The organism is Pseudaminobacter soli (ex Zhang et al. 2022), from assembly GCF_014595955.1.
Lineage (GTDB): Bacteria > Pseudomonadota > Alphaproteobacteria > Rhizobiales > Rhizobiaceae > Kumtagia > Kumtagia pseudosoli.
Genome location: NZ_JABVCF010000001.1, coordinates 139,046 through 152,544, shown reverse-complemented (window position 1 = coordinate 152,544; position 13,499 = coordinate 139,046). Strand labels below are relative to the sequence as shown.

Below are 13,499 nucleotides of genomic sequence, written 5' to 3'. Positions count from 1 at the left end.
TCCTCGCTGGTCAGAAAGTCGATTTTGGTCGGCAACGCGACGAATGTCGATCCATACCATGACTAGTACACCGTACGAGTCATGGTATGGATCGGCTAAAGTTCAATCCTGCGGGCCGCGAGGGTACGTTGCCCGCAGTGCTCAGAACTAAGAGAAAAACTTGTCACGCGCACTCAAGCATCTGCCTATCGGAGCACTAATCATCATGACACTGGGAGTTCCCACTGCGACGGCAGCGAATGAGAATGATCTCAAGCTGACCATCGTCAATCCACCAAACCTCTTCGACCCGACGCCGAATGGCTACAGCACGGCGGTGATCGTGCCCGGCGGAGCCAAGGTTGCCTACATTTCAGGACAGGGCGGCCAGGACAGCACGGGTGGCCTGTCGCCCGACTTCGCCGTCCAGGTCAAGCAGGCCTACGCAAACCTGCGCGCAGCCCTCAATGGGCTCGGTGCAAAGCCGGATCAGGTCGCCAAGCTCACGGTCTTCGTGGTCGATCACGACATGTCCAAGCTTGGGGTTTTGACCGAGAGCGTAAAGGAAATGTTCGGCGAGGCGCTGCCGGCGCAGACTTTGGTCCCCGTGCCCAAACTGGCGGTCGACGGCATGCTGTTTGAAGTGGAGGCCGTGACCGTACTCGACTAGCGGGGCGGCCCACCCGGCCATTCCGATTCGAACCGGAGCTAGAAGCTCCCGCTCGCGAAGACCAAGTCGAAGGCGTTGGATTCGACCCGCTCCAGAAGGGGCTCGATGCGGATGAGGTGATCGGCGAAGAGTTGGCTCTCGGCCCATCGCTTCCGTGCCGCCTCGGATGCAAAGGCCGTGACGATGACGGCCGTCCGGCCGTCCCGGGCGCGGTGGATGCGGTTCCCCAGCCAGCCCATCGCGCGGGTGGCATCGCCCAGGTGCCCAGCCTCGGCGATCTGCGTTTCGAGAAACTCGTCCAGCTTTCCCGATGGCAACATCGGCGCCGTCCGCCGCCAACCGCTTCGCGATGGATGCGAGGGCAGGGGGTGGCGGGTCTCGAACGGCGCTTGCGGCGCGGCGTCGCCGAGCACGAGGTTTCGCCGGATGCCGATGTTGCCGCCATTGCGAGGTACTACGTCACGGTTCAACAAGGCATGTCGATTCAGGCGCGTGACGGCGCCACGCGCAAGGACCTCGAAGCGATCGCCCGCGCTGCACTGGCAGCCTGGTCAGTGCTGATCGACAAGACGAAGTGACGTCGTCGATCGCGTAAGAACGTCCGCTAAAGTTGGGCCAGGGCGGAAGCGCCTGGCGTCCATCCGGGGAGCCATCGTTGTCCGGGCTTGACGCCCATACCGCTGAACTACACCACCTGAAGGGACGCGACCAGCGCCGACCTTCGCGGCCGGGTGATTGCTGCCATTGAAGATGGGGTTCCGAGAGGGAAGGCTGGCTGCCCTTCTATCCTCAGCCGTATTCGAGTTGTATAGCGTGCCGTCTTTCCGTTCGCGCTTTTTTTGCGCCGATATCGAGCCCATTGGATTGCTACAAGCCTCAATGTGATTGCTACATTTGTAGCGGGCGGAAACGGCAAGAGACGTGCGGAAACGGGCAGCTTGAAAATAGCGGAAAACTGAGGGATGCAGCCGAAACCCTTGATCTACAAGACCCCTATTTTAGCCGTCGCGCCGATGATGGACTGGACGGACCGGCATTGCCGGTTTTTCCACCGCCAGTTGACCCAGCGGGCGCTGCTTTACACCGAGATGATCGTGGCCGATGCTGCGATGCACGGCGATCGCGACCGGCTTCTCGGTTTCGATCCGGTCGAGCATCCGGTCGCCTTGCAACTCGGCGGCTCGGATCCGGCCAAACTCGCCGAAGCCGCGCGGATCGGCGAGGCGTTCGGCTATGACGAGATCAATCTCAACTGCGGCTGTCCCTCCGACCGCGTGCAGTCGGGTACGTTCGGTGCCTGCCTGATGCTTGCGCCGGGCCTCGTCGCCGAGTGCGTAAAGGCCATGAAGGGTGCGGTGAAGGTGCCGGTCACGGTGAAGTGCCGCATCGGCGTCGACGATCAGGATCCCGAACCGGCTCTCGATGCGCTCGCCGACGCGGTTTTCGCCGAGGGCGCAGACGCGCTCTGGGTGCATGCGCGAAAGGCCTGGCTGCAGGGCCTCAGCCCGCGCGAGAACCGGGAGATTCCGCCGCTCGATTATGGGCGCGTCTACCGGCTGAAGCAGCGGCTGCCTGAAAAATACATCGGCATCAATGGCGGGATCCAGTCGCTCGCCGAGGCCGAGGAACACCTCCGCCATGTCGACGGCGCCATGCTCGGCCGCGCCGCCTATCATACGCCGGCAGTGCTGCTTGGAGCGGACGGGCTGCTCGGCTCGACCGACGAGCCGATCCGGCCGGCCGAGCTTCTGGAAATGATGTGCGCCTATGCCGACCGCCATATCGCGCGGGGAGGGCGCCTGTCCCACATCGCGAGGCACATGGTCGGGCTGTTCCACGGCGAAGCGGGTGCTCGCCGGTTCCGGCAGATCCTTTCCACCGAGGCCAGCCGGCCTGGCGCCGGGTCGGAGGTTCTCCGAGAGGCGTTCGCCGCCGTCGACGCGGAACTGTCGCGAAAAGCCGCCTGATCAGTCCCGCAGGATCAGGCGATCTCCGCGCATGTCGAAACCCGACAGGCTTGAGATGAAGTTCATCCCGAGCAGGCTCTGCCCCAGACTGCCATCGGCGGCCACAAGCACGGTCTGATTGCGGCGGACGATATCGCCAATGATGATTTCCTTGGCCCGCGCGCTGGCCGCAAGCGCCGTGCCGTTGGCCGTGGATACGGGTATGGTGAAGGATAGTCCGTTGACGTCGAAGCCGGCCCGGTGCGCGTCGTCCTCGGTCAGCACCGTCCGCGTCGCACCGGTATCGACCACGAAATGGACAGGCACCCCGTCGACCGCGCCGCGGATCTCGAAATGGCCGCTTGGCCGCTTCTCCATCATCACGGTCGCGCGGCCTTCCTCATCGAACCGGGCAAGCGGGCTCGGGGGCACCAGTCCGGCGGACATGCGGGACAGCACGTCCTGCATCTCATATCGGTACTGATAGCCCGCAACAAGAGCGGCAAGGATCGCCAGCCATATGGCCAGCGCGCGCAGCGACCCGGTGAGGCTGCGTCGGGTAAGCAGCAGTCCCGAACCCAGCACGGCGAGCCACGCTGTCAAATAAACGAGGTCCGCGAAGTCGTCATTGCGCAGGCCAAAGGAACTACCGCCCGAGTGGTTGTAGAACAGGATCGCGAGCCCGCCGCCGATGATGAGCAGTACCAAGGCCAGTCGACCCATGCCGGTCTACTCCGATTGATCGCGCTCACGCGCCATACGCGCGCGGCGCGTCTCGCGGCGCGGGCGGCGTTCGACAGTCTCCAGCCTACCAGGAAGATCCGCCATCACGTCGCGCCGCTGTTCCGGCGTCATGGTGAGCCACGCGCCGATCTCGACGCTCGTGCGGCCGCAGCCGAAGCAATAGCCGGTCTTCTGGTCGATCGAGCAGACGAGGATGCAGGGAGATTCGATCACGGCAGGCCGATATCCTTTGTTCCCTGCACATGGGACAGGCGGAGGGCCGATGCAAGGGCGCGATATTGTGCCATGCCGGCTCAACGGCTAATCCGGGGACAATGATTTGCCCGAGTATATGCCATGGTTTCAGGACTTCCCTTTGACGACATACGCGGCCTGCTCCGGGCCTTGCCGGCCGGCGACGAGGTCGCGGCCGGGAACGTGGCCGCCATCTTTTCGGCGGCCAAGCGCCAGTCCGGGAGCCTCGGCCGTCTGGAGGAGATCGCAGTGTGGCTCGCACGATGGAGTGGGCGCGCTCCTGCCGTGCGCCGGCCACTCGCCGCGATCTTCGCCGGCAATCATGGAGTGGCCACGCACGGAGTTTCCCCAAGAGCGGTCGAGGAGACGGCGCGAGCGGTCGAGTTGTGCGCGGCGGGCGGCGCGCCGATCAACGGCGTGTGCCTCGCCTACGACATCGGCCTGAAGGTCTTCGATCTGGCGCTGCACCTGCCGACGGCCGACATTACCACCGACGCTGCCTTGGATGAGCGCGGCTGCGCCGCCACGATCGCCTTCGGCATGGAGGCGGTGGCAGGCGGGACGGATCTTCTCTGCATCGGCCATTTCGGCGTCGGCAGTTCGACGGTCGCGGCCGCCATGTTCGCTGCGCTCTTCGGCGGGACGGGGAAGGACTGGGTCGGACCCGGTTCGGGAACTGACGTCGCAATGATTGCGCGCAAGGCCGAGATCGTCGACCGGGCGCTGAGCACGCATCGTGGTCAGCTTGGCGATCCGCTGGAGGTGCTGCGCCGGCTGGGCGGGCGCGAATTCGCGGCGATTGCGGGCGCCATCATCGCGGCGCGCACAGAGCACATTCCGGTGATCCTCGACGGAGCAGCAGCAATCGCCGCCGCGGCTGTCCTGCGGGGTGTAAACCCCGACGCGGTCAGCCATTGCATGGTGGCGCAGCGGCCGGTGGATCCCGGCACTGCGGATGCTGTTTCGAGATTGGGTCTGTCGCCGCTGCTCGGCGTGGCAATCGCGTCAGGAGACGGTACGGCGGCGGCACTCGCGGCCGGGATCGTCAAGGCGGCGGCTTCGGTCGCGACAACGCTAGCGGAATGGCGACCGGTCACGACTTAGCTACTGACTAAGCGCTCGTCTGGCAGAGCGACTGAGAAGTAGCGGATGCTTGGCCATGGCGGGCAATAGGTACGTCCGCCTATGCCCGTCTCTTACTCTTTAGATCAGTTATCTCTGAGCGAGGACGTGCCACTGATACAGCCAGATGTGGCTGACCGAGGTCAGCGATTCTATATCCGCAGTTGCGGGCATGGTTCTGAATTTCGTTCAATGCGAGTTGGTCAAACCACCAAGTTCGAGCAGGCTTGTTTACGACGAAGCGAGAGCCGACATAGTCGCGAAGCCATTCGGCAGCAATCATCCCTTCAGCGTTGTAGTTCAGCCAAGTGTTCCCGGCCGACGGCCCCCACCACGGGAACCAATAACCATTCTCCTGAAACCGAAAGCCCGCATCGTGGTCCCGGAGTTCTTCGAATATGTCTGAGGCCGAGGCTCGAAACTTGTTGTCAATGTCGGTGATATACAGCGGCACATTCAGGTGATTCATGATCTCAAGGGCACGAAAGAACCTTGCAGCCGCGAAATAGGTGTAGTCCCGGACATATCGATATATCTCATGGGAAATCGAAAGGCGACGGTCGTTGCCGGGCAAAACTCTCAGGCAGTCGTCCGACCAATTGATGATGTGAAAGTGAATTTGGCTAGATCGGTCCAAACTCCGCAAATTTTCGTATAGGAGCCTTCCGAATTTCTGGAAATACGCGTCATCAGCAGCAACAAGGACACATATTTTTCCCTTCTCGAGTGGCTTACAAAGCCATGAGATCTGCTTTTGACATCCTATTGGCTTTTTTGGCCCCCCTTCCGTCCAGTCACGCACATCGGTGCTGCGTACAGAATATGCACCTACGTACATTCGTGAAAGTCCGCTCTCTCCCGCCTCGTTTGCCGCTTGCATATAGAACGCAAAAGCATCGGCACGCTGACCGGAAAGCATGGCCTCTGCTCCGCGGTAGAGAAGAACCGCAGGCAGTTCGCCAAATCGGTTTGCTAGCCAATCACGCTCGGCTGCTACTGCTTCTCGGCGCCGAGGGTCATTGCGTGCGCCTCTCCAGGTCGTGTCAAGAAGTTGCAGCGCTAGGCGCTGACCCGCGGGCGTTAAAGAACCCCTTTGTCCACCAAGATGCTGCTTAATGAGGTTCACGGTTCCAGCGCAGTCGTTTCGCGACGCCCAATGTAGCTCATAGCTCAATAGGGCGAGTGTGCGCTGGTCTAGATGGCTCTCGCGAATTAGTTGATCAAGCTGGTCGAGCAATGCTCTAAGCCTCCCCCTTCTGGCGTATCACTATGGATATAAGCCAAAAGTGGACGTGAAACTATGTCAACTAGAAAAGAGGTATGCGGCGATCTGTGGGTTGGGGAATCGGATCAACTATCGTCATAGTACTGAACTTGAACTCGGCCTACCGTCTCCGCCCGGTCGCCACCACTTCCGACGTCGGCAGAGCCGGCAACTGCTCCAAGACGCGCGAGGCGGGGAAGGTCACGATCACTTCAGTTCCCTCGCGCAGCTTGGATCTTATGTCGAAGCTTCCGCCATGAAGCGAGATCAAGCCCTGGACGATGGGCAGGCCCAGTCCGGTTCCCTGTTCGGCGCTCTTGATGGCGATGGAGCCCTGACCGAAGGCGGAAAGAATTACCGGAATCTCGTCCTCGGCGATTCCCGGACCGTTGTCCTTGATCGACAGGTACTGTCCTCCGCCAACGGTCCAGCCGACCCGTACGCGGACCTCTCCGGCCTGCGAGGTGAACTTGACTGCGTTGGACAGGAGATTGAGGGCGATCTGCCGCACCGCCCGCTCGTCGGCGAGCAGCCGCGGCATGCCCTGTTCGAACTCCTCGATGATGCTGAGATCCTTGCTGCGGGCCCGCAGCGTCATCATGTGGCAGCAATCCTCGACCACGTGCACCAGCGACAGCGGCTCGACGTTGAGTTGGTAGCGGCCGGCTTCGATGCGCGACAGGTCGAGGATCTCATTGATCAGTTGAAGCAGATGTTGGCCCGAGGAATGGATGTCGTGCGCGTAGTCGCGATAGGTCGTGTTGCTCATCGGTCCGAGCACTTCATTGCCCATCACCTCCGAGAAGCCGAGGATGGCGTTAAGCGGCGTGCGCAGTTCGTGGCTCATCGAGGCGAGGAAGCGCGACTTGGCAAGGTTCGCCTCCTCGGCCCGGCGGCGGGCCTCGTCCGACATCGACTTCGCCGTCTCAAGTTCGGCAATCAGCGCGTCCTTCTCGGTGCGGAAGGACAGAAGCATCAACGACGAGCGGTGGATGTGGCTGGAAATGTAATAGAAGAAGGGCAGGGCGATCACGAGCAGCGCCGCCATCGTAGCTTCGACGGGCTGCAGCAGGTTGGCCCCGAACGCGGCATAGACTGCTATCGGGAGTGCGAAGGTGGCCACCAGCGCCCCGCGCAACGATGCCGCGATGAGCGCGCTGGCCGCCATCGCCAGCAGGAGCAGCACCGCCTTGAGAACCGGGAACTGCTCGACACTGCACTCGTCGCATCGCAGCGCGGCAAGATATGCCCAGCCCAGGCCCGCGGCGAAATGGCCTATCAGGAAGGCATGGGTCGTGCGGGAGACGTCCAGTTTGTCGACCGGTGTCTTTTCTGCGCGTTTGGCGACGAGCACGAGGCCGGCATAGCAGGTGACCGTCAGGGCGGCCCATAGCGCGATCGTCACGCTCATCCCGGCGAGCACCCCGCCAAGGGCGATCAGACAGACGAGAAGCGGGATTGCGGTCGCCGCCGAAATGATCGAGGTGGCGTGGAGCTTCAGCAGTTCCCGGTCGTAGCCGATGCTGCCAGGTTGCTGGGCGAGCCGGTCGCGCGCACGCCGGACCGTCTGCGCTACCTCCGTGTTGCGATGAGGTTTGCGCCGATCCACAATGTTCTTGTCTGCCAATTGGCTGAATGTGGCCGGCATTCCGATGTCAATCTGCGGCTGGGTTCAACTAGAACGCTAGTCGGCAATGATTAATGGACTCTTGGTCAAGCGGGGTTTTGGGCGCATTCCGTTCACCTACTTGGCGGAATTCCTTGAGGCAGGTCTCTCTGCCCACGCTTGGTAGGACAGAGCTGAACTGGCTATATGAAGGCGGGACGGCAGCACAGGAGGTTCCGATGAAACTCTATGACGGTGGCCGGGCGCCCAATCCGCGCCGGGTGCGCGTCTTTCTCGCCGAAAAGGGCATCGAGGTGCCTCTCGTGCCGGTCGACATGGGTGCGCTCGGCCACAAGAGCGAAGAGATCACCGCGCGCAACCCCTTGCAGCGCCTTCCCGTGCTCGAACTGGACGACGGTACCGTCCTCACCGAGTCCGTAGCGGTCTGCCGCTATTTCGAGGAACTGCAGCCGGAGCCGGCCCTTTTCGGAACGGGCGCTCTCGGCAAGGCGAAGGTCGAGATGTGGCAAAGGCGGATCGAGCTCAACCTTTTCCTGCCCGTCTCCTTCGCCTTCCGGCATACCCACCCAGCCATGAAGGGCTGGGAGGTGCCGCAACTTCCCGAGTGGGGCGAGATCAACCGGCCGAAGGCGGTCGAGTTCATGCGAGTCCTGGACGAGCATCTCGCCTCGAGCAAATTCGCTGCGGGCGACGACTTCAGCATCGCGGATATCACTGGCATGATCGCGCTCGATTTCTGCAAGCCGGCGCGGATCGCCATTCCCGACGAACTGCTCAATCTCGGACGCTGGCACGCGGCCCTGAAGGCGCGGCCGAGCGCCTCGGCGTGAGCGACGAACTCGAACGCCTGGCAGCCCGGATCCGGGCCTGCCGCATCTGTGCGGACACTCCGGTCGGACGCGCGCTGCCGCACGAGCCGCGCCCCGTGGTGGCACCCTCGCGCACGGCGCGCATCCTTATTGCCGGACAGGCGCCGGGCACTAAGGTTCATGCTAGCGGGATTTCTTTCGACGACGCCTCCGGCGACCGTCTTCGCGACTGGCTGGGCGTGAGCCGGTACCAGTTCTATGATCCGCGAAATTTCGCGATTGCGGCGATGGGCTTCTGCTTCCCCGGACAGGACGCGCGCGGTGCCGATCTACCGCCGAGGCGGGAGTGCGCCCCCGCGTGGCGCAAAACCCTGGTCGATTTGATGCCGCAGGTGGACCTCGTGCTGGCGATCGGGCAGCACGCCCAGGCCTGGCATCTCGGAAGCCGGCGAGCGGGGTCGCTCACCGAGACGGTGATGCGCTGGCGCGAGATCCTCGAAGCAGGCGAGGGCGTCAAGATTGTCCCGCTCCCGCATCCGTCTTGGCGCAATACCGGCTGGTTGAAGCGCAATCCCTGGTTCGAGGCGGATTTGCTCCCGCGTCTGAAAGCCGAAATCGCGCTTCGGCTTTGTTGATCCATTAAGGAATGCGATTCTGCGCAACTGCGCCGCGGCGCAAAGTTTCTAGCTTGTAGTAGGTTCCCTGAATGATAGGTTCTCCGGAATATTTTTCTCCGGAGTATCTTATGGACCGCCTCGATCGGAAAATCCTTCGCCTGCTGCAGGAAGATTCAACGCTTGCGGTGGCAGATGTCGCGAAGAAGGTCGGGCTCTCGACCACTCCTTGCTGGCGGCGCATCCAGAAGCTGGAGGAGGAGGGCGTGATCCGCAAGCGCGTCGCAATCCTCGACCCGGTCAAGATCAATACGCGGGTCACTGTCTTCGTGTCGATCCGCACTAATTCGCACAGCCACGAATGGCTTCGGCGGTTCTCGGAGGTGATCCAGGAATTCCCCGAGGTGATCGAGTTCTATCGAATGAGCGGCGACGTGGATTACCTGCTGCGCGTGGTGGTGCCCGACATCGCTGCCTATGATGCCTTCTACAAGCGGCTGATCGCCAAGATCGAAATCCGCGACGTGTCCTCGGCCTTCGCGATGGAGCAGATCAAGTACACGACGGAGCTGCCGCTCGACTACATGGTGCTCGATAAGGAAAGTGCGGCGACTGCTTAGAGTCCGTTTGACAATGACGCTCAGTTGAGTTCTTGGGCGAGTCCGATGAGAAGCCCTCAGGCCCGCGGATGTAGCAGAGCCGATACGCGTCTTTATACTGGACTACTTCGCCTACGAGCTGCGAGCCGCGCGTGCGGAGCCTTTCAAGCGTCTCATCGATGTCATCCACAGCGAACATGACGCGGAGGTAGCCTAAGGCGTTGACCGGGGCGTTCCGGTGATCTGCGACGACAGGCGGCGCGAGGAAGCGGGAGAGCTCGAGCCGGCTGTGGCCGTCCGGTGTGCGCATCATGGCAATCTCGACACGCTGATCGCCCAGTCCAGTGACACGTCTGGCCCATTCTCCTTCGATCGTGGCCCGCCCTTCGAGCTCGAGGCCGAGTTCGCTAAAGAAATCAATCGCGCCTCCAAGGTCTTCGACGACGATTCCTACGTTATCCATTCGCTTGAGCGCCATTTCTCCAATCTCCAAGGGTGTTTCGCATAGTCTAACAATTGACGCTTGAGGTGCCTCGAACACCGGCGGCATTCGGAACCGATCCGCTGCTGTATCGTTTTTGCCGCATGATCTTATCCGAAATGCTGCAACTTCTCGGGATCATGCTCTGATCAGCGCCGCCGGGCCTCTAGGCGTTCGAGTGTTCTGGGGGCCGATAGTTCGCGGACCGCGTCGGTTCCTATCCAACGCGCGATCCGGTCGGGCGATGTAGCGAGCTTTTGCGCAAGCCCAAATGCAGGCGCGTGCAGGACGACGGACCGTTTCCCCGTCTGACGGAGCGCCCAGTTGACAGCCTTCTTGACGAAATTCCTGCCGTCTGTCGCATGTGCCTCGATCAGGCCGAGCCAGCCGAGGAAAGTGGGGTCGGGCTCCTTCTTCAGATGCAAGCACGCGGTGGCAATCATAGAGAAGGCAGTGCGGCGCACGAATTCGCGCTCGTCCGCGGCAAAGGCAGGGATGATCTGATGCGCCAGCCCCGCCGCACAGAAGAGGTGGGCTGCGTGGTCGACGACCTCCCAACTGTCAAAGCCGGCCGCCATTGCATCAGCCTGCGCCCGCATCACCTGTTTGGGCTTGTCCGTGAAAATGGCGAGCAGGCGCGCTTCGCGAATGCCCGTCGCCCACAGCGCCAACGCCCGGTCGTGGTCCTGGCCGAGCAGCTTGCCGATCGGGCGGAGAGCAGCATTTGAGATGCCGAGCGCCCGTTCGGTGCTGATGCGGCACCGCGCCATGCAGGCGCGGTTTTCCACCGATCCGAGCGAACGCAAATGGTCAACGATCTCGTCCGGGGTCGATGCCGGCGAGAGCGGCATCAAACGTTACTTCTCCAACCTCGCGAGAAGTGATGAGGTGTCCCAGCGCCGGCCGCCCATCTGCTGCACGTCCTTGTAGAACTGGTCGACCAGTGCCGTGACCGGGAGTTTCGCGCCGTTGCGGTCGGCCTCTTCGAGGCAGATGCCGAGGTCCTTGCGCATCCAGTCGACGGCGAAGCCGAAGTCGTACTTGCCGGCGTTCATGGTCTTGTGCCGGTTCTCCATCTGCCAGGAGCCTGCAGCGCCCTTCGAGATCACCTCAATCACCTTTTCGATGTCGAGCCCGGCCTTCTTGCCGAAGTGAATGCCTTCCGCCAGGCCCTGCACGAGGCCCGCGATGCAGATCTGGTTGATCATCTTGGTGAGTTGCCCGGAGCCGGCCGGCCCCATCAGGCCCACCATCCGCGCAAAAGCGTCGATGACAGGCTTCGCGCGGTCGAAATGTTCCTGCGAGCCACCGATCATCACAGTCAGCACGCCATTCTCGGCACCAGCCTGGCCGCCGGAGACCGGGGCGTCGAGGAAGCCGAAGCCGGCTTCATCCGCCCTTTCGGCGAGTTCGCGTGCCACCTCGGCGGAGGCGGTAGTGTTGTCGATAAAGATCGCGCCTTTCTTCATGGCGTGGAACGCACCGTCCGGACCGATCGTCACTTGCCTGAGATCGTCGTCATTGCCGACGCAGGAGAACACGAAGTCTTTTCCCTCCGCGGCTCCCTTAGGGGTCTTCGCCCAAGAGCCGCCGAACTCTGCGGCCCACTTCTCGGCCTTGGCCGTGGTCCGGTTGTAGACGGTGACGTCGTGGCCGCCCTTCTTCTTCAGGTGCCCCGCCATTGGGTAGCCCATGACGCCAAGACCAATGAATGCAACGGAAGCCACTACCCTATCTCCTTCCCTTTCCGACTCTGGTGCAGAGAACGCCAGATCAGCGTATCAGATGGCGCGTGATGCGGCGCTCGATCCACTCGACGCCATGCCGCAACGATTCCACCAGCGCAAGATAGATCAGCGCGGCCCAGATATAGGTCTGGTAGTCGAAGCTCCGCGAGAAGGCGAGCCGCGTCTGGCCCATCAGGTCGAGGACGGTCACCAGCGCAACGATGGCGGAGGCTTTGATCATCAGGATGATTTCGTTGCCGTAAGGCCTGAGCGCCACGATCAGCGCCTGCGGCAGGATGATCTTGCGGAGGATCTGCAGCCTATGCAGGCCGAGGGCGGCTCCGGCCTCCCACTGGCCGCGCGGCACGCTCTGGATGGCCCCGCGCAGGATCTCCGCTTGGTAGGCTGCCGTGTTCAGCGAGAAGGCGAGGACCGCGCAATTGAATCCTTCGCGAAAAAAATCCCAGAGCCCAACTGCCTGCAACTGTGGCCGGAACGATCCCAGCCCATAGTAGATCAGGAAGGTCTGCGCCAGCAGCGGCGTTCCGCGGAAGAAATAGACGTATCCGTAGGCTAGCGCGGACAGAAAGCGGTTTCGCGACATGCGCGCGTAGGCGACCGGCAAGGAAAGCAGCGCGCCCACTACGCTCGAAATGAGGACGAGTTTGAGCGTCACCCCCAGGCCGGACAGATAGGCCGGCGCCCACCGCTCGAACAACGGCGGGTTCCACCCCGAAATGAGAAAATAGACCAGTCCGAGCCCGGCCAACGCCCAGAGGCCCACGAGTGCGTGTCCGACAATCCGCTGCCGGGTCCAGCGGCGAACCGGAGGAGGCGGCGCTTCGGCGACTGCCGATTGAGCCATGGTCATCAGCGTGCCTCGCTTTGGCTGACAGCGCGCTCTACTGCCCGGATGCCGACCGACGAGATGATCGCGAGCACGAGATAGAGCAGGCTGGCCACGCCGAAGAAGAGGAAGGCTTCCCTGGTAACCCGCGCCGCGATGCCGCTTTGCCTCAAGATGTCGGAAAGGCCTATGGCCGATACCAGCGCCGTATCCTTCAGCAGGATAAGCCAGAGATTGGCGAGACCGGGCAGCGCGACACGGATAAGCTGGGGCATGATCACCAGCCGCATGGTCTGACCGCGGCTCAGCCCGATCGAATAGCCGCCCTCATATTGGCCGCGCGGGATCGCGCGGAAGGCGGAGAGGAAGACCTCGCTGGCGTAGGAGGAGAAGACCACGCCTAGCGCAACCATGCCCGAGACAAAGCTGTTGACCTCGACACTCGCCTCGGGCCGGAACAGGCGGATGACGTTCTGCAGCCCGATCTGAGCGCCGTAATAGACGAGGAAGAGCGTCAGAAGCTCCGGCAAGCCACGGAAGATGGTGGTGTAGATATCACCTGCAAGCTTCAGCGAAGGCTCTTCCGACTTCTTGGCCAAAGCCACGAAGAAGCCGATCGCAAGGCCGAGTGGAAGTGTGGCGGCGGCCAGCGAAACGGTGATGAACACGCCCTGGAAGATGTCGTCGAGCCACCCCTCCGGTCCCCAACTCAGCAGCGTCCACTTGCTCGGCATAAGTCGAGTCTGCTCCTATTCGAGACCGGCTGTAGTGGGATTATGCCAGGGCGTCATCTGTGGCAACATGGTATCGCGGCCGCCTGTCCCGGCGGCCCGCGC

General features: G+C 62.3%; 16 protein-coding genes and 1 pseudogene. 7 read left to right on the top strand and 10 right to left on the bottom strand.

What is annotated here, in order from left to right; all coding sequences use genetic code 11:
- Positions 1-160: 160 nt before the first annotated feature.
- Positions 161-649, top strand: a complete 489-nt coding sequence (locus HUI96_RS00765) for a RidA family protein (RefSeq protein WP_188252719.1) — start codon at positions 161-163, stop codon at positions 647-649.
- 38 nt (positions 650-687) lie between these two features.
- Here the strand turns inward: HUI96_RS00765 and HUI96_RS00760 are convergent, their stop codons facing one another.
- On the bottom strand, positions 688-969 hold the full coding sequence (locus HUI96_RS00760) for a hypothetical protein (protein ID WP_188252718.1): 282 nt from the start codon (positions 967-969) through the stop codon (positions 688-690).
- A 48-nt stretch (positions 970-1,017) separates the two neighbouring features.
- On the opposite strand from HUI96_RS00760, the gene HUI96_RS00755 reads away from it, so the two are divergent.
- Positions 1,018-1,227 (top strand): hypothetical protein, encoded by a 210-nt coding sequence (locus HUI96_RS00755; protein WP_210319983.1) that lies wholly within the window; start codon positions 1,018-1,020, stop codon positions 1,225-1,227.
- Between the two features lie 384 nt (positions 1,228-1,611).
- Positions 1,612-2,616, top strand: a complete 1,005-nt coding sequence (dusA, locus tag HUI96_RS00750; protein ID WP_188252717.1) for a tRNA dihydrouridine(20/20a) synthase DusA — start codon at positions 1,612-1,614, stop codon at positions 2,614-2,616.
- On the opposite strand, the gene HUI96_RS00745 is transcribed toward dusA, so the two are convergent.
- Entirely contained in the window at positions 2,617-3,318 is a 702-nt protein-coding gene (locus HUI96_RS00745; protein ID WP_188252716.1) for a TIGR02281 family clan AA aspartic protease, read from the bottom strand. It abuts the gene before it with no gap.
- A 6-nt stretch (positions 3,319-3,324) separates the two neighbouring features.
- Positions 3,325-3,549: a DUF1289 domain-containing protein gene (locus HUI96_RS00740; protein ID WP_188253163.1), complete on the bottom strand. Its 225-nt coding sequence runs from the start codon at positions 3,547-3,549 to the stop codon at positions 3,325-3,327.
- A gap of 126 nt (positions 3,550-3,675) precedes the next feature.
- Here HUI96_RS00740 and HUI96_RS00735 point away from each other — a divergent pair, with 126 nt between their 5' ends.
- Positions 3,676-4,677: a nicotinate-nucleotide--dimethylbenzimidazole phosphoribosyltransferase gene (locus HUI96_RS00735; protein WP_188252715.1), complete on the top strand. Its 1,002-nt coding sequence runs from the start codon at positions 3,676-3,678 to the stop codon at positions 4,675-4,677.
- Between the two features lie 79 nt (positions 4,678-4,756).
- Here HUI96_RS00735 and HUI96_RS00730 read toward each other — a convergent pair whose 3' ends face one another.
- Both HUI96_RS00730 and HUI96_RS00725 read right to left on the bottom strand, forming a co-directional pair.
- Positions 4,757-5,932 (bottom strand): hypothetical protein, encoded by a 1,176-nt coding sequence (locus HUI96_RS00730; RefSeq protein WP_188252714.1) that lies wholly within the window; start codon positions 5,930-5,932, stop codon positions 4,757-4,759.
- Between the two features lie 148 nt (positions 5,933-6,080).
- Positions 6,081-7,607 carry a sensor histidine kinase gene (locus HUI96_RS00725; RefSeq protein WP_188252713.1) on the bottom strand — a complete coding sequence of 509 codons (1,527 nt, stop codon included), beginning with the start codon at positions 7,605-7,607 and terminating at the stop codon, positions 6,081-6,083.
- A 197-nt stretch (positions 7,608-7,804) separates the two neighbouring features.
- Between HUI96_RS00725 and HUI96_RS00720 the strand changes: the two genes are divergently transcribed.
- From HUI96_RS00720 to HUI96_RS00710, 3 genes are all read left to right on the top strand, one after another.
- Complete coding sequence (locus HUI96_RS00720; protein ID WP_188252712.1) at positions 7,805-8,416, top strand: glutathione S-transferase; 612 nt, start codon at positions 7,805-7,807, stop codon at positions 8,414-8,416.
- Positions 8,413-9,030 carry a uracil-DNA glycosylase family protein gene (locus HUI96_RS00715; RefSeq protein ID WP_188252711.1) on the top strand — a complete coding sequence of 206 codons (618 nt, stop codon included), beginning with the start codon at positions 8,413-8,415 and terminating at the stop codon, positions 9,028-9,030. Before HUI96_RS00720 ends, HUI96_RS00715 begins: the two co-directional genes overlap by 4 nt.
- 110 nt (positions 9,031-9,140) lie before the next feature.
- Positions 9,141-9,629, top strand: coding sequence for an Lrp/AsnC family transcriptional regulator (locus HUI96_RS00710; protein WP_188252710.1), 489 nt, complete (start codon positions 9,141-9,143; stop codon positions 9,627-9,629).
- Positions 9,630-9,649: 20 nt separating this feature from the next.
- Here HUI96_RS00710 and HUI96_RS00705 read toward each other — a convergent pair.
- The 5 genes and pseudogenes from HUI96_RS00705 to HUI96_RS00685 form a co-directional block, all read right to left on the bottom strand.
- Positions 9,650-10,086: pseudogene (locus HUI96_RS00705) on the bottom strand (VOC family protein).
- A gap of 152 nt (positions 10,087-10,238) precedes the next feature.
- The gene (locus HUI96_RS00700) at positions 10,239-10,940 is read right to left on the bottom strand and encodes a DNA alkylation repair protein (protein WP_188252709.1); all 702 of its coding nucleotides are present in this window, start codon (positions 10,938-10,940) and stop codon (positions 10,239-10,241) included.
- Between the two features lie 6 nt (positions 10,941-10,946).
- Complete coding sequence (locus HUI96_RS00695) at positions 10,947-11,816, bottom strand: NAD(P)-binding domain-containing protein (RefSeq protein ID WP_188252708.1); 870 nt, start codon at positions 11,814-11,816, stop codon at positions 10,947-10,949.
- A gap of 46 nt (positions 11,817-11,862) precedes the next feature.
- Positions 11,863-12,687: an ABC transporter permease gene (locus HUI96_RS00690; protein WP_188252707.1), complete on the bottom strand. Its 825-nt coding sequence runs from the start codon at positions 12,685-12,687 to the stop codon at positions 11,863-11,865.
- Entirely contained in the window at positions 12,687-13,397 is a 711-nt protein-coding gene (locus HUI96_RS00685) for an ABC transporter permease (protein WP_188252706.1), read from the bottom strand. The genes HUI96_RS00690 and HUI96_RS00685 overlap by 1 nt, the downstream gene beginning before the upstream one ends.
- Between the last annotated feature and the right edge of the window lie 102 nt (positions 13,398-13,499).